12 protein-coding genes and 1 pseudogene are annotated in these 15327 nt (G+C 73.7%); 2 read left to right on the forward strand and 11 right to left on the reverse strand.

The features are described from left to right. Positions 1 to 6 precede the first annotated feature (6 nt). The 8 genes from ACZ4V1_RS19060 to ACZ4V1_RS19095 form a co-directional block, all read right to left on the reverse strand. Positions 7 to 615, reverse strand: coding sequence for a D-sedoheptulose-7-phosphate isomerase (locus ACZ4V1_RS19060; protein WP_468337077.1), 609 nt, complete (start codon positions 613 to 615; stop codon positions 7 to 9). Further along, a complete protein-coding gene (locus ACZ4V1_RS19065; protein WP_468337079.1) occupies positions 615 to 1832 on the reverse strand; it encodes a glycosyltransferase family 4 protein in 1218 nt (405 codons plus the stop codon). Before ACZ4V1_RS19065 ends, ACZ4V1_RS19060 begins: the two co-directional genes overlap by 1 nt. Then, positions 1829 to 2782: a glycosyltransferase gene (locus ACZ4V1_RS19070; RefSeq protein WP_468337082.1), complete on the reverse strand. Its 954-nt coding sequence runs from the start codon at positions 2780 to 2782 to the stop codon at positions 1829 to 1831. The genes ACZ4V1_RS19065 and ACZ4V1_RS19070 overlap by 4 nt, the downstream gene beginning before the upstream one ends. Continuing rightward, positions 2779 to 3768 (reverse strand): glycosyltransferase family 9 protein, encoded by a 990-nt coding sequence (locus tag ACZ4V1_RS19075; protein ID WP_468337085.1) that lies wholly within the window; start codon positions 3766 to 3768, stop codon positions 2779 to 2781. The genes ACZ4V1_RS19070 and ACZ4V1_RS19075 overlap by 4 nt, the downstream gene beginning before the upstream one ends. Continuing rightward, the gene (locus tag ACZ4V1_RS19080) at positions 3765 to 4478 is read right to left on the reverse strand and encodes a D-glycero-alpha-D-manno-heptose-1,7-bisphosphate 7-phosphatase (RefSeq protein WP_468337088.1); all 714 of its coding nucleotides are present in this window, start codon (positions 4476 to 4478) and stop codon (positions 3765 to 3767) included. The genes ACZ4V1_RS19075 and ACZ4V1_RS19080 overlap by 4 nt, the downstream gene beginning before the upstream one ends. Further along, positions 4475 to 5512, reverse strand: coding sequence for a glycosyltransferase family 2 protein (locus ACZ4V1_RS19085; protein ID WP_468337091.1), 1038 nt, complete (start codon positions 5510 to 5512; stop codon positions 4475 to 4477). Before ACZ4V1_RS19085 ends, ACZ4V1_RS19080 begins: the two co-directional genes overlap by 4 nt. Next, complete coding sequence (locus ACZ4V1_RS19090) at positions 5509 to 7149, reverse strand: carbamoyltransferase family protein (protein WP_468337094.1); 1641 nt, start codon at positions 7147 to 7149, stop codon at positions 5509 to 5511. Before ACZ4V1_RS19090 ends, ACZ4V1_RS19085 begins: the two co-directional genes overlap by 4 nt. A 217-nt stretch (positions 7150 to 7366) precedes the next feature. Next, complete coding sequence (locus tag ACZ4V1_RS19095; RefSeq protein WP_468337097.1) at positions 7367 to 8359, reverse strand: NAD-dependent epimerase/dehydratase family protein; 993 nt, start codon at positions 8357 to 8359, stop codon at positions 7367 to 7369. 257 nt (positions 8360 to 8616) lie between these two features. On the opposite strand from ACZ4V1_RS19095, the gene ACZ4V1_RS19100 reads away from it, so the two are divergent. Both ACZ4V1_RS19100 and ACZ4V1_RS19105 read left to right on the forward strand, forming a co-directional pair. Beyond that, complete coding sequence (locus tag ACZ4V1_RS19100) at positions 8617 to 9057, forward strand: SRPBCC family protein (RefSeq protein ID WP_468337100.1); 441 nt, start codon at positions 8617 to 8619, stop codon at positions 9055 to 9057. A gap of 85 nt (positions 9058 to 9142) precedes the next feature. Next, positions 9143 to 10030 carry an endonuclease/exonuclease/phosphatase family protein gene (locus ACZ4V1_RS19105; RefSeq protein WP_468337103.1) on the forward strand — a complete coding sequence of 296 codons (888 nt, stop codon included), beginning with the start codon at positions 9143 to 9145 and terminating at the stop codon, positions 10028 to 10030. 50 nt (positions 10031 to 10080) lie between these two features. Here ACZ4V1_RS19105 and ACZ4V1_RS19110 read toward each other — a convergent pair. From ACZ4V1_RS19110 to ACZ4V1_RS19120, 3 genes and pseudogenes are all read right to left on the reverse strand, one after another. Then, positions 10081 to 11229, reverse strand: a pseudogene (locus ACZ4V1_RS19110) (XdhC family protein); the annotation flags it as partial. Between the two features lie 52 nt (positions 11230 to 11281). After that, entirely contained in the window at positions 11282 to 12736 is a 1455-nt protein-coding gene (locus ACZ4V1_RS19115) for an NCS2 family permease (RefSeq protein WP_468337106.1), read from the reverse strand. A 204-nt stretch (positions 12737 to 12940) separates the two neighbouring features. Then, complete coding sequence (locus tag ACZ4V1_RS19120) at positions 12941 to 15325, reverse strand: xanthine dehydrogenase family protein molybdopterin-binding subunit (RefSeq protein ID WP_468337109.1); 2385 nt, start codon at positions 15323 to 15325, stop codon at positions 12941 to 12943. Positions 15326 to 15327: the final 2 nt, after the last annotated feature.

Genomic DNA, 15327 nt, shown 5'->3' on the forward strand with positions numbered 1-15327 from the left:
GTCTCGTCACCTCCGCGTTCCCTTGCCACGTGCCCCCCGTACGCCCCGCTCCAGGGCGGCGTCGAAGGCCGCGCAGATCATGTGCACGGCGACCAGGTGGATCTCCTGGACGGTGGCCGTCGAGGGGGCTTCCACGCACAGGGACTCGTCGCTGCCCGCCATGAGCGGGTTGGGGGCGCAGCCGGTGAGCGCCCACACCCGTACCCCGGACGCGCGGGCGGCGTCGGCCGCGGAGAGCAGGTTGGCGCTGGCGCCGCTGGTGGACAGCAGCATCAGCACGTCGCCCTCGCGGCCGTGGGCGCGCACCTGGCGGGCGAACACCTCGTCGACGCCGTAGTCGTTGGCGATGGCGGTCGTGGAGGAGGTGTCGGCGTGCAGGGCGATGGCGGAGAACGGCGGCCGGTCGTCGCGGTAGCGGCCGACGAGTTCGGCGGTCAGGTGCTGTGCCTGGGCGGCGCTGCCGCCGTTGCCCGCGGCCAGCAGCCGCCCGCCGCCGCTCAGCACCGCGGCGAGCCGCGAGCCCCAGCGTTCGGTGATGTGCGCGGAGTCGCGGAACGCCCCCAGCGCGTCCTGGAGTTCGTCGCAGTGCCCGGCTACGGGCGGGTGCACGGTCATCACGCCACCTCCTTCGACAGTGTGTGGTCGGCGAGGGTCAGGCGGTACACCTGTTCGGCGCCGTCGGCGACGCGCGCCCAGGTGTAGTGCCGCAGGACGCGTTCGCGGCCGTTCCTGCCGTACTGGCGGCGCAGCCGTTCGTCGGCGAGGAGTTCGCGGGCGGCGTCCGCGATGGCTCCGGGGTCCTGCGGGGTGACCAGGCGGCCCGTGGTCCCGTCGGCCACGGAGTCGCGGTGGCCGCCGACGTCGGTGGCGAGGACCGGCACGCCGCAGGCCATCGCCTCCAGCGGCACGATGCCGAAGGGCTCGTAGACGGGGGTGCAGAGCACCAGGTCGGCGCTGCGGAGCAGGGCGGGCATGTCCTCGGGGTCGACCGCGCCGAGCAGCCGGACGCGGTCGGCGACGCCGGTGCGGCGCGCGAGCCCGGTCAGGCGCCGCGCCTCGGGGTCGGCGTCGAGGCCGCCGGCGGGCGGGCCGCCCGCGATGAGGAGTTCGGCGTCGGGGATGTCGGCCAGGGCCCGGATGGCCTGGTCGTAGCCCTTGCGGGGGACGAGCCGGCCGCAGGCGAGCAGCCGGTGCCGCTCCCGTCGGTCGGGGGTGCGGCCGGTGTCGGCGGTGGGGTGGAAGTGCTCGGCGTCCACACCGCAGGGGACGATGGACACCCGCCGGGGCGGTACGCCCATGTCACCGAGTTCGACGACCTCGTCGGTGCAGGTGGCCAGGACCCGTTCGCAGGCGCGGCCGAGCTGCCGTTCGATGCCGATGCGCTCGTAGGGGCTGGTGTCCCGCATGCCCTGGTGGCGCCGCTTGACGGTGCCGAGGGCGTGGAAGGTCTGCACGAGGGGGACGCCGTGCGGCCGGACCCCGATCTGGGAGGCCATGCCGGACATCCAGAAGTGGGCGTGCACCACGTCGGGCGTCTCCCGGGCCCAGGCGCGGGCCAGGTGGGCGCCGAAGGCGGGCATGTGCGGGAACAGTTCGTCCTTGGGCACGACCGCGGGCGGTCCGGCCGGCACGTGCTCGACGACCGCGCCGCCGGGCAGCGGCACCCGGTCGGGCAGACCGGTGGCGTCCCGGCGGGTGTAGACCGTGACGTCGTGTCCGCGCTTGGCCAACTCCTCGGTGAGGCGGGCCACGTAGACGTTCTGTCCACCGGCGTCGACGCCGCCGAGCGCGGCGAGGGGGCTCGCGTGCTCGGACACCATGGCGATCCTCATCGGGTCACCTCCTTCAGCAGCCGCTCCCAGTCGTCCAGGAAGCGGGACAGCCCGTAGCGGGACAGGGCCGCCGCACGGGCCCCGTCGCCGACCGTCCGCGCGTGCAGCGGGTCGGCGAGGAAGTCGCGTACGGCGTCGGTCAGTACGTCGATGCGGTTGGAGACCACTCCGGCGCCCGGGGGCACGGCCTCGGTCACCTCGGTGGTGGCGAGGGCGACCACGGGCATGCCGAGGTGCATGGCCTCCAGGAGGGACAGGCCGAGGGAGGTCCAGCGGACGGGGTGGACGTAGACGCGGCGGCGGGCCAGTTCGGTGTGCAGGTCGCTCTGGGGGACGTCCCGCGTGCGGCAGCGGCCGGGGTCGACGCCGATGTGCTCGGCGAGCCCTTCGGTGCGCATGCCGAACACGTCGAGCGGGGCGGCGCGGGAGAACGCGGGGAGCAGGTCCGTGCCGGTCGTACGGCCGCGCCGGATCGGTTCGTTGACGACGACGGCGGCGCGGTCCAGCTCGCCGGTCCAGCGGTGGCCGGGGTCGACGATGCCGTGTTCGACGACCGTCGTCTCCGTGGCGCCCGCGTCCCACATCAGCCGGTTGAAGTGGGTGACGTGGACGAGGGTGGTGACGTCGGGGATGTCCGCGGCGGGGTGGCGGGTGTCGGGGACGTCGCCGTCGGGGGCGTTGTGCTCCAGGTACACCAGCGGGGGGCGGCGGCCGAGCCACCGGTCGACGAGGTCGAGTTCGTGGGGGCGCTGGATGATCACGAGGTCGATGTGCTCGTCCCGCAGGCGCTGAGGCGGTACTTCGACGACGGAGTCGGGCCAGTCCCAGGTGCGGGCGCGGCCGAGGCCGTCGGGTCCGCGGTCCGGGGTGACGGGGACGAGGTAGGTGTGCGGGCCCTGCACGAAGGCCGTGGTCCACGACCCGTGCACGTGCCAGATGAGGATCCTCATGCCTCCCCCAGGAGTTTCTCGACGGCGGCGGCCACGTCGGTGGCCGTGACGGTGTTCAGGCAGGGATGGCCGGGGACGGGGCAGTCCCGGGCCCTGCTGTCCGCGCAGGGCGCGTCCTGGTCGCCGAGCAGGACGTACGGGACGCCGTACGGCCGCCAGCGCTCGGCCGGTACGACCGGGGCGAACAGGGACACCACCGGGGTGCCGACGGCGGCGGCGAGGTGGGCGGGCGCGGTGTTGCCGGTGACGACGACGGCGGCGCCCGCGAGGACGCCGGCCAGTTCCGGGGCCTCGGTGCGGCCGCCGAGGTCGGTGCCGTGCGCGCCCGCGACGTAGGCGGTGAGGTCGCGTTCGTCGGGGCCGCCGGTGACCAGCACGCGGTGCCCGGCGGCGGCGAGTTCGCGCACGGCCTCGGCGGCGCGTTCGGGGCTCCAGGCGCGGGCGGGGACGCTGGCGCCGGGGTGCAGCACGACGTAGGGGCCGGAGCCGGTCAGCGCGTCCGCGCGGGGCGGCGTGCGCACCCGCAGCCGGCCGTCGTCGGGGCGGGGGAATCCGGCCGCCTCGGCGAGGTCCAGCGCGGCCTCGGCCTCGTGGGCGTGCGGGGCGCGCTGGTGGCGCAGGTCGAGCAGGGAGCCGGGGTAGTCCACGCTGTCCGCGGCGATGTGCCGAACACCGGCGAGCCGCAGGACCAGGGCGGTGGGCAGCGGGGACTGGTGGAAGGAGGTGAGGATCAGCGCGGTGTCGGCGTCGATCCGGTCGACGAGCGCGTCGATGTCCGCGCGGCTGACGTCGGGCGGCTGGAACCCGCCCCAGGGCGCGTCCCACACCAGCACCTCGTCCACGCCGGGCAGCAGGCGGGCGGCGGGCGCGCCGCGCGATCCGCACAGCATGGTGACGTGGTCGGCCCGGGCGGCCACGGCCCGGACGGCGGGTCCGGCGAGCAGTACGTCGCCGAAGCTGTCGAGCCGGGTGACGAGTGCCTTCATCGCGGCCTCCCGCGGGTGTCCACGGCGGCACGCGTCCGGCCCGCCTCAGGAGCGAGGCCCGCCTCAGGAGCAAGCCCCGCCTCAGGAGCAAGGCCCGCCTCAGGAGCGAGGCCCGTCTCGGGAGCGAGGCCCGTCTCGGGAGCGAACGCCGCTGCGACGGGCCGTTCGTCCGCGAGGACTCGGCCCTCGGGCGGGCCGGCGAGCACCGCCCGTACGGCGGTCAGGAGGTCCGGGGCCACGTGTGCCGCGGTGGCGGTCTCCTCCGGGCGGGTCTGCGCGTTGGGGACGAGGATGCCGTGGGCGCCCGCGCGTTCGGCCGCCTCGGTGTCGGCGCCGATGTCGCCGATGACGACGCAGTCGGCGGGGGCGGCGCAGACGCGCCCGGCGGCCCAGAGGACCAGGCCGGGCTCCGGCTTGCGGCAGTGGCAGCCGTCGTCGGGGCCGTGCGGGCAGACCGCCCAGACGTCGAAGGGGCCGATGAGGTCGTCGATCCGCCGGTTGACGTGGCGGACGTCGGTGTCGCTGATCAGACCGCGGGCGATACCGGACTGGTTGGTGACGACGCCGGCCCGGATGCCGTGTTCGCGCAGCAGCGCGACCGCCTCGCGGGCGCCCTCGACGGGCCGGACGCGTGCCGGGTCGCCGTTGTAGGGGACGTCGTGGACGAGAGTGCCGTCGCGGTCGAAGAGCACGGCCTTGACGGGGCTCATGCCGCCACCTCCTGCCAGCCGGGGGCGTTGCGGTGCCGCCACAGTCCGCTCAGCCGGTGCCAGGTCGCGGCGGGCGGGATGAGCGCGCTGGTGACCAGCATGGTCGTGACCTCTTGGCGAGTGCGCGGGCCCGGGACGATACGGGCCCAGGCGAACTCGGCGGTGCCGGCGGCCCACCCGAGCCCGGCGACCGCGGCGGCGCGGGGACGGCCGGCGGCGGCGAGGGCGAGGGCGGCCGCGCCGGCGGCGGTGATCGCCGCGTGGCGTCGGATCCGGCCCTTGGGCGCCACCGCCTTGGCCCACCAGTCGGGGCCGTGCAGCCGCAGCATCAGGGCGTCGTCGGCGTTGCCGCGCTGCTGCTTCAGGGACGCCCAGCGAGAGGCGGGGCGCACGGGGTGGCGGGTGGTGCGGCGGCCACGCCGGATGCGCCAGCCCGCGTCGAGCACGCGCAGCGCGAGGTCGGCGTCCTCGCGGAAGGCGCGGGTGAAGCGTTCGTCGAAGCCGCCGACCTGTTTGAGCACGTCGGTGCGGTAGGCCATGTCGGCGGTGATCCACTGGGCCCGCGCGAGACCGGCGGTGCCCCGCTCCCAGTCGGTGGGGCGGCGCTCGCCCGGCAGCGGCACGGCGATCACGCCCTGCACGGCACCCGTGTCGGGGGCCGCCTCGGAGAGGTCCTGGACCAGCTGGTCGCACCAGTGCGGGCCGACCTGGACGTCGTCGTCGAGGAAGGCCGTCCAGGGTGAGGTGACCGCGCGGAGGCCGGTGTTGCGGGCGGCGGCGGGACCCCGTCCCCCGCTGCGCAGTACCACCGTGCGCTCGCGCAGGTCGCCGAGGACGGTCAGGGGGTGCTCCAGCGCGTCCGGGTCGGCGTCCGGTCCGGGCCGGTCGTCGACGAGGACGATCTCGTCGGGGCCCGGCCCGGTGGCGGCGGCCAGCGCGGCCAGGCAGTCGGCCAGCGTGTCGCGCACGAGGGTCGGGACGACCACGGCGTAGCCCGTCCTGCCTCCGCCGCCGGTCAGGGGGGCGCCGGTCATGCGAACGCCCTCCCCCGGCGGACCGCGAACGGGCCGATCGCCAGCAGGTCCACCGGTGCCGAACCGAAGCACTCCAGCGCGTCGCGCGGGTCGTCGACCATGGGCCGCCCGGCGGTGTTGAGGCTGGTGTTGACCACGACGGGCAGTCCGGTGCGGCGTTCGAAGGCGGCCAGCATCCGGGCGACGAGCGGCTCGCGGCGCTCCTCGACGGTCTGGATGCGGGCGGTGCCGTCGACGTGCACGACCGCCGGGATGCGGTCCCGCCACGCTGCGGCTACGTCGTGCACGAAGAGCATGTACGGGCTGGGGATCGGTCCGGTGAAGATGTCGGCGGCGCGGTCGGCCAGCACCATGGGCGCGACGGGGCGGAACTCCTCGCGGCCCTTGACCTGGTTGAGCCGCTCCAGGTTCTCCGCCCGGCCCGGGTGGGCCAGCAGTGAGCGGTGTCCGAGGGCGCGCGGCCCGAACTCGCTGCGGCCCTGGAACCAGGCGACGACTCCGTCGCGGGCCAGTTCCTCGGCGACCGTCTCGGCGATGTCGTCCGGCTCCTCGTAGGGGATCGCGGCCGTCTCCAGCCAGGTGCGGATCTCCTCGTCGCTCCAGCCGCGGCCGAGGTCGGCGCCGGGCATGGGCTCGGGAGCGGTGCCCGTCTGGGCGGCGGCCACGTGCAGGGCGCCGCCGAGGGCCGTGCCCGCGTCGCCGGCGGCGGGCTGCACCCACACGTGCCGGTACGGGCCGCGGGCGGCGATCTCCGAGTTGGCGACGCAGTTGAGCGCGACGCCGCCCGCCATGGTCAGCGCTTCTCCCCCGGCCTCGCGGTGCAGCCAGTGGACGAGTTCGAGGAGCAGTTCCTCCAGTACGGCCTGGGTGCTCGCGGCGAGGTCGGCGTGGTCCTTCGTCCAGTCCTCGCCCTTGGCGCGGGCCGGGGCGAGGGCCGCCCAGTCGACGCCGTGGGCGCAAAAGCCGCCGTCGCCGGTGGCGTGGACGCGCTCGCGCAGTTGCTCCAGGAACCGGGGCTTGCCGTAGGAGGCCAGGGCCATCACCTTGTACTCGTCGCTGCTGCGCAGGAAGCCGAGGTGCTCGGTCAGTTCCTCGTAGACGAGGCCGAGCGAGTGCGGCAGCGCCTGCGTGGCGAGCGTGTCGAGCTTGCCGTCGCGGTAGCGGCCGGCCAGGTGGGAGGCGGACTCGCCGCGGCCGTCGAGGACGAGGACGTCGTTGTCGGGGTGCGGTGAGGCCGGTCCGGCGGAGGCGGCGTGCGCCACGTGGTGCGGGACGAAGACGACCTGGTCGGGGTCGAGTCCGGGCAGCGCCTCGGCGAGGAACTCGGGGGCGCGGCGGGCGTACTCGAGCCGCAGCGGGTCCCACGGGTCGTCCAGGCCCATGTCGCGGGCGGGCCGGGCGAGCTTGGGGTCGAAGGAGTACGCGACGGCGTCCAGTTCCTCGGGCCGTACCCCGGCGTGTTCGAGGCACCACCGCGCCGACAGCTCCGGTACTTCCCACGCGGAGAAGGGCACCGGCCGCTTGCCGTGCTTGCGGCGGCTGAAACGCTCTTCCTCGGCGGCCGCAACGGTCCGGCCGTCGACGACGAGTGCGGCGGCCGGGTCGTGGAACAGGGCGTTGATACCAAGGATGCGCATGGGGGGTGCTCCGTCCCGGGCGGCTCGTGAGTCTCTCTGGTTCGTTCCGGTCTCTGTGGTCTCTGTGGTCTCTGTGGTCTCTGTGGAGCCTCTGGATCTCTCTCGGCTCGCGGGTGCCGCGGTGCGGCTGGCTCAAACACTTGGAGACAACTCAGTTCCCGAAAAGAGCGGATATATCACGGAAGGTGATGATCCGGGGTCAGCCCCGCGTGGCGGGCTATGCGGCGATGGAGTGCGCGAACCAGCCGATGGTCCGCTCCAGCCCCTCGCTCCAGCCGGTCCGTGGCTGCCAGCCGAGCCGTTCCCGGGCCAGGGTGGTGTCGGGCCTGCGCCGGCCGGGGTCGTCGACGGGGCGTTCGACGAAGCGGATACGGGAGCCGGAGCCGGTGAGCTCGACGACGCGGCGGGCCAGTTCCAGCATGGTGATCTCGTCGGCGCCGCCGATGTTCACCGGCCCGCTCTCCCCGGACCCGGCGAGGGCCAGGACGCCGTCGACGGTGTCGTCGACGTAGCACAGGGAGCGGGTCTGGCCGCCGTCGCCGGCGACGGTGAGCGGCATGCCGTCCAGGGCCTGCGCGATGAAGGTGGGCACGGCGCGGCCGTCGCCGGTGCGCATGCGGGGGCCGTAGGTGTTGAAGATGCGGACGATGGCGGCGTCCGTGCCGTGCACCTGGCGGTGGGCGGTGACCAGGGCCTCGGCGAAGCGCTTGGACTCGTCGTAGACGCTGCGCGGGCCGATCGGGTTGACGTTGCCCCAGTAGGTCTCGCGCTGCGGGTGCTCCAGCGGGTCGCCGTAGACCTCGGAGGTGGAGGCGAGCACGAAGCGGGCGCCGTCGGCGCGGGCCCGCTCGAGTGCGTTGCGGGTGCCGGTGCTGCCGACGTCGAGGGTCTCCAGGGGCAGCCGGAGGTAGTCGGCGGGCGAGGCCGGGCAGGCGAAGTGCAGGACGAGGTCGAAACGGCCGGGCAGGCCGCGCAGGGCCGCCGGGTCGGTGGCGTCGGCACGGACGAACCGGAAGCCGCGGTGCCGCTCCAGCTCGGCCACGTTGCCGTGGGAGCCGGTGGCCAGGTTGTCGAGGCATACGACGTCGGTGCCGGCGTCGAGCAGGCGGCCGCACAGGTGGGACCCGACGAATCCGGCTCCGCCGGTCACCAGGGCCCGGCGCCAGACGCGTCCACTCACGGGGCTGTCGCCCACGGGGCTCTCGCTCACGGGGTCCTCCTCACTCTCACCGTCACTTGCGTGTCGGCTGAGTAACCCGGTGACCGCTCCCACTACCTCGAACTTGGATTCGAATGAGGTGCGAGGGTGCCTGTCGCACGGGGCGCCCGCCACGCGCACGGGGCGGCATCACCCTCCGCACCCGCCGGGCCGCACCACCCTCCACGCCCGCCGGGCCGCACCACCCCGCCACCCGACCGGCACGTACTGCCGCCGGTCACCTGCGGGCGGTTCCCTACGATCGGTGCGTGGCCACCTTCTCTCTCGAACGCACCGCTCCCCTCCCACCGGACGAGGCATGGCGCCGGCTCACCACATGGCAGCGGCACGGCGACGCGGTGCCGCTGACCCGGGTCACCGTCGCGACTCCCGGCCCCACGCGCCGGGGCACGGTGATCGTGGCCCGCACGGGCGCCGGGCCGCTCTCCTTCGACGACAGGATGGAGGTGACCCTCTGGCAGCCGCCGGGCGACGACGCCCCCGGCCGGTGCCGGCTGGACAAGCGCGGCCGCCTGGTCGGAGGCTGGGCGGAGCTCGAGGTCCACCCGGGCCCCGGCGGCCGGTCCCGCGTCGTGTGGCGCGAGGAACTGAGGGTCCGTCTCCTCCCGTCGCTCTTCGACGGCGCACTGGGCCGCACCGGGCGGTACGTCTTCGGCCGCGCGGTCAACCGGCTCCTGCGGCGCCCGTGAACCGCGGGTTGCCCACGAGGTACGGGGCGCGGACGGGTCCGCGTCGTACGCCACGCCCCGGGCGTTTCCCGCGTACCGTGCCGGCATGTCCGCAAGAACGCGCACCTTCGTCCAACTGTCCGTAACCGGCGCCCTGTTGAGCCTGGCCGTGGCGGCTCCGGCCGCCTCCGCTGACCAGGGAACCGCGGTCCCGCTGCGCATCGCCACGTACAACATCCACGCCGGAACGGGGTCGGACGGCGTCTTCGACCTCAACCGGCAGGCCGCCGCGCTGCGCGCCCTCGACGCCGATGTGATCGGCCTCCAGGAGGTCGACGTGCACTGGGGTTCCCGCAGTCAGGGGCTCGACGTCGCCGAGGAGTTGGCGCGACGGCTCGGCATGCGGGTGTCGTTCGCGCCGATCTACAGCCTCGACCCCGTCGAGGCAGGCGGTCCTCGGCGCGAGTACGGCGTGGCGGTGCTCTCCCGCTTCCCGATCCGTTCCGCGGCGAATCACGAGATCACGCGCCTGTCCACCCAGGACGAGAACCCCGTCCCCGCGCCCGCGCCCGGGTTCGGCGAGGTGACGCTCAAGGTGCGCGGAGTGCCGGTGCAGGTGTTCGTGACGCACCTCGACTACCGCTCCGATCCGGCGGTCCGGGTGGCGCAGGTGGCCGACACCCGGCGGATCATGGCGCGGGAGCGGGCCACTTCGCCGGGGGCCCGGCAGGTGCTGCTCGGCGACTTCAACGCGGAGCCCTCGGCCCCCGAACTGCGACCGCTGTGGGCGGACCTGCGCGACGCCGGAGGGGGGACCGGTGGCACGTATCCGGCCGCGGCGCCGGTGAAGCGGATCGATTACGTGGCCGTGGGGAACGGTGTGCGGGTGCGCGGCGCCTCCGTACCCGAGGAGGCCGTGGCCTCGGACCACCGGCCGGTGGTCGCCGACGTCTCACTGCCGCGGAAGCCGGGGAAGGGGTACGGCGCGGGCTGAGGCCGGTCACCGGGCCTGCCCGGCGGGTCATGCCGCGAAGGCGGGGTCGGGGCCACCGAGCCGACGCGGCCTGCCCCAGAGGGCGGGCCGTCGTGGTGGATGGGGGTGTGGGCGCCGGTCAGGGAGGCGCCCGTGCCGCCCCGGCGGGTCGCGACGATCTCGGCGGCGATGGACAGGGCCGTCTCCTCGGGCGTACGCGCGCCCAGGTCGAGGCCGATGGGGGACCTGAGGCGGTTCAGCTCCGGGTCGCTCACGCCGACCTCGCGCAGCCGTGCGTCGCGGTCCAGGTGGGTGCGGCGGGAGCCCATCGCGCCGACGTACGCCACCGGCAGGCGCAGCGCCAGTCGGAGCAGGGGTACGTCGAACTTGGCGTCGTGGGTCAGGACGCACAGCACGGTGCGCGCGTCGACCTCCGTGCGCCGCAGGTACTCGTGCGGCCACTCGACGACGATCTCGTCCGCGTCCGGGAAACGGACCGGCGTGGCGAAGACGGGGCGCGCGTCGCACACCGTCACGTGGTAGCCGAGGAACTTGCCGGCCCTGACCAGCGCCGAGGCGAAGTCGATCGCACCGAAGACGATCATGCGGGGGGCGGGGACGGAGGACTCGATCAGCAGCGTGAGCGGTGCTCCGCAACGCGAGCCCTGCTCTCCGATCTCCAGCGTGCCGGTGCGCCCGGCGTCCAGGAAGGCGCACGCCTCGGCGGCCACCGTGCGGTCCAGTTCGGGGTGGGCGCCGAAACCGCCGGTGCGGGAGCCGTCCGGGCGGACGACGAGCGCGCGACCCGTCAGTTCCGCCGGGCCACTCGCGATCCGCGCCACCGCCGCCGGTTCCCCGCCCGCGGCGGCGGCGAGCGCGGCGGCCAGCGCCGACCGGACGGGGTCGTCCGCCCGGGCCGGCGTGACGAGGATGTCGACGACCCCGCCGCAGGTCAGCCCCACGGCGAAGGCGTCCTCGTCGCTGTAGCCGAAGCGCTCCAGTACGGTTTCGCCGTCCGCGAGCGCCTGCCGGCACAGCTCGTACACGGCCCCCTCCACACAGCCGCCGGAGACCGAGCCGACCGCCGTGCCCTCGGCGTCCACCGCGAGGGCGGCGCCGGGCTGACGGGGGGCGCTGCCGCCGACGGCCACCACGGTGGCCACGGCGAAGTCGCGCCCCTGCTCGACCCACCGGTTCAGCTCTTCGGCGATGTCCAGCATCTGTCGGTCTCCTCACAGAGCGGGGATGGGGAACGGGTTCCCGTGGCAGCGGCTAATGCACGCCCAGCCAGCTCTCGATCGGGTTGAGGGCGAAGTAGACGATGAAGATCACCGTCAGCGCCCACATGAACGCGCCGATCTCCCGCGCCTTGCCCTGGGCGGCCTTGATGGCGACGTAGGAGATGACACCGGCGGCGACACCCGCCGTGATGGAGTACGTGAAAGGCATCAGGACGACGGTCAGGAAGACCGGGATCGCGGTGGCCCGGTCGGCCCAGTCCACGTGCCGGGCGTTCATCATCATCATCGCGCCGATGACGACCAGCGCGGCGGAGGCGACCTCCTGCGGCACGATCGCGGTGATCGGTGTGAAGAAGAGGCAGGCCGCGAAGAACAGGCCGGTGACGACCGAGGAGAGCCCGGTGCGGGCCCCCTCGCCGACGCCGGTCGCGGACTCGACGAAGACGGTCTGACCGGAGCCGCCCGCCACACCGCCGATGGCGCCGCCGGCGCCGTCGACGAACAGCGCCTTCGACAGGCCCGGCATCCGGCCCTTGTCGTCGGCGAGCTTCGCCTCGGTGCCGACACCGATGATGGTGGCCATCGCGTCGAAGAACCCGGCCAGCACCAGCGTGAAGACGATCATGCCGACCGTCATCGCGCCGACCTCGCCCCAGCCGCCGAACTCCAGGTCGCCGAAGAGCGAGAAGTCGGGCATGGAGACCGCGCTGCCGTGCAGCTCGGGGGCTCCGTTGGCCCACTGCCTGGGGTCGATGACCCCGGTGGCGTTCAGCAGGGACGCGATGACCGTGCCGGTGATGATGCCGATCAGGATCGCCCCGGGGGTGTTGCGGGCCTGGAGCATGAAGATCAGGAGCAGGGTGCCCGCGAAGAGCAGGACGGGCCAGCCGGCGAGTTCTCCGGCGGGGCCGAGGGTGAGCGGGGTCGCCTTGCCCGCGTGGACGAAGCCGCCCTTGACCAGGCCGATGATGGCGATGAACAGGCCGATGCCCATGGTGATGCCGTGCTTGAGGGCGAGCGGGATCGCATTCATGATCATCTCGCGGAGCCCGGTGACCACGAGCAGCATGATCACCACGCCGTACATCACGCACATGCCCATGGCCTGCGGCCAGGTCATCTGGGGGACGACCTGCCCGGCGATCACCCCGGACACCGAGAGACCGGCGGCCAGGGCGAGCGGCACCTTGCCGACGAAGCCCATGAGGAGCGTGGTGACCGCCGCGGCGAGCGCCGTCGCGGTGATCAGGGCCTTCTGGCCCAGGGTGTCCCCCGCCGCGTCCTTGCCGGACAGGATGACGGGGTTGAGCAGGACGATGTAGGCCATCGCCATGAAGGTGGTGGTACCGCCGCGCACCTCACGCGCGACCGTCGATCCTCGGTGGGTTATGTGAAAGTACCGGTCGAGCCAAGACCGTCCGGCGGGGACGCGGGAACCCGCGCCCGCGTCCTCGGCGGTCTTTGGCTCCACTGACTGCTGTGTCATGGGGGCCGTCTCCCAAGGTTCATAGGTGCACCCGGTCGGCCGCTGGGGCGGTCGCGGGATTTGGGATATGCACGACCCGGGGGACGGCCCGAGACGAACGCATGTGGTGGTGGTACTTCAAGCACCGCGAGCGGAGCGGGACTTGGGCTGTGCTCCGGACGGCGCGGAGTGTGTGACGTTCCGTGCGCCGCCCGGAGGGTCTTCTCACGCCGTGCCGGTCAGGTGCTCCGGTCGTACCGGCGTGCGGTCGAGCGCCAGCCCGGTCGCGTCCCGGACGGCCGCGAGGACCGCCGGTGTCGACGACAGGGTGGGTGCCTCGCCGGCGCCGCGCAGCCCGTACGGCGCGTGGTCGTCGGCGAGTTCGAGCACGTCGACCGGGAGGGCCGGCGTGTCGAGAATCGTGGGGAGCAGGTAGTCCGTGAAGGACGGGTTCCTGACCTTCGCGGTCCTGGGGTCGACGACGATCTCCTCCATCACCGCGATGCCCAGGCCCTGGACGGTGCCGCCCTGGATCTGGCCGATGACGGAGAGCGGGTTGAGCGCCTTGCCGACATCCTGGGCGCAGGCCAGCTCGATCACCTTGACCAGGCCCAGTTCGGTGTCGACCTCGACGACGGCGCGGTGCGCGGCGAAGGAGTACTGGACGTGGCCGTTGCCCTGGCCGGTGCGCGGGTGGAAGGCCTCGGTCGGCCGGTGCCGCCACTCCTCCTCGACCTCGACGGCCTCGCCCTCCAGGACGTCCACGAGGTCGCGGAGCACCTCGCCGCCGACGGTGACGACCTTGCCGCCCTCCAGGAGGAGTTCGGCGGTGGCCCAGGCCGGATGGTAGGAGCCGAACCTGCGGCGGCCGATCTCCAGGACCTTCTCGCGCACCAGCTCGCAGGCGTTCTTGACGGCACCGCCGGTGACGTACGTCTGCCTGGACGCCGAGGTGGAGCCGGCCGAGCCGACCTGTGTGTCCGCCGGGTGGATGGTCACCTGGGCGACGCCCAGTTCGGTGCGGGCGATCTGCGCGTGGACGGTGACGCCGCCCTGGCCGACCTCCGCCATGGCGGTGTGCACGGTGGCCACCGGCTCGCCGCCGACGACCTCCATGCGGACCTTGGCCGTGGAGTAGTCGTCGAAGCCCTCGGAGAAGCCGACGTTCTTGATGCCGACCGCGTAGCCGACGCCGCGGACGACGCCCTCGCCGTGCGTGGTGTTGGACAGGCCGCCGGGCAGCTGCCGTACGTCGGCGCCCTCGCTGGACTCCCACTGACGCTCGGGAGGCATCGGCATCGCCTTGACGCGGCGCAGGAGTTCGGCGACCGGCGCCGGGGAGTCGACCGGCTGGCCGGTGGGCATGATCGTGCCCTGCTCCATGGCGTTGATCCGGCGGAACTCCACCGGGTCCATGCCGAGTTCCGCGGCCACCTTGTCCATCTGCGCCTCGTAGGCGAAGCACGCCTGGACCGCGCCGAAGCCGCGCATCGCGCCGCAGGGCGGATTGTTGGAGTAGAGGGCGAGAGCCTCGATCTCCACGTCGTCGATCACGTACGGGCCGACGGACAGGGAGGCGGCGTTGCCGACGACCGCCGGGGAGGCGGAGGCGTAGGCACCGCCGTCCAGGACGATGCGGCACCTCATGTGCGTGATCCTGCCGTCCCTGGTGGCACCGTGCTCGTAGTGCAGCTTCGCCGGGTGGCGGTGGACGTGGCCGAAGAAGGACTCGAAGCGGTTGTAGACGATCTTGACCGGCTTGCCGGTGCGCAGCGCCAGGAGGCAGGCGTGGATCTGCATCGACAGGTCCTCTCGCCCGCCGAACGCGCCGCCGACGCCGGACAGCGTCATCCGCACCTTGTCCTCGGGCAGGCCGAGGACGGGCGCGATCTGGCGCAGGTCGGAGTGGAGCCACTGCGTGGCGACGTAGAGGTCGACGCCGCCGTCCTCCGACGGCACCGCGAGTCCGGACTCCGGGCCGAGGAAGGCCTGGTCCTGCATGCCGAAGTAGTACTCGCCCCTGACGATGACGTCGGCCTCCTTCGACGCCTCGTCGGCGTCGCCGCGGAAGATCGGCTGGCGGTGCACGATGTTCTGGTGCGGGACGGTCCCGGCGTACTCGTCGTCGCGGCCTTCGTGGACGAGGACCGCGTCGGGGGCGGTGGCGGAGGCCTCGTCGGTGATGACCGGCAGTTCCCGGTACTCCACCTTGATCTTGGCGGCGGCGCGGCGCGCGGTCTCCGGATGGTCGGCGGCGACGATCGCGACCGGCTCCCCGTGGTGCCGGACCCTGCCGTGGGCGAGGACCGGGGTGTCCTGGAGCTCCAGGCCGTAGTACCGCACCTCGGTGGGCAGGTCGTCGTATGTCAGGACGGCGTGGACACCCGCCGTGGCGAGGGCTTCGCCGGTGTCGATGGACACGATCTCGGCGTGCGCGACCGTGGAGCGCAGCAGCTGGCCCCACAGCATGTCCTCGTGCCACATGTCGGACGAGTACGCGAACTCGCCGGTGACCTTGAGGGTGCCGTCCGGGCGGAGGGTGGACTCGCCGATGCCGCCCCTGGTCCGTGACCCCTGGGTGATCTTGGTAGGTGCGCCGGTGGCGGCCATGC

This window comes from Streptomyces sp. NPDC028991 (genome assembly GCF_055564775.1).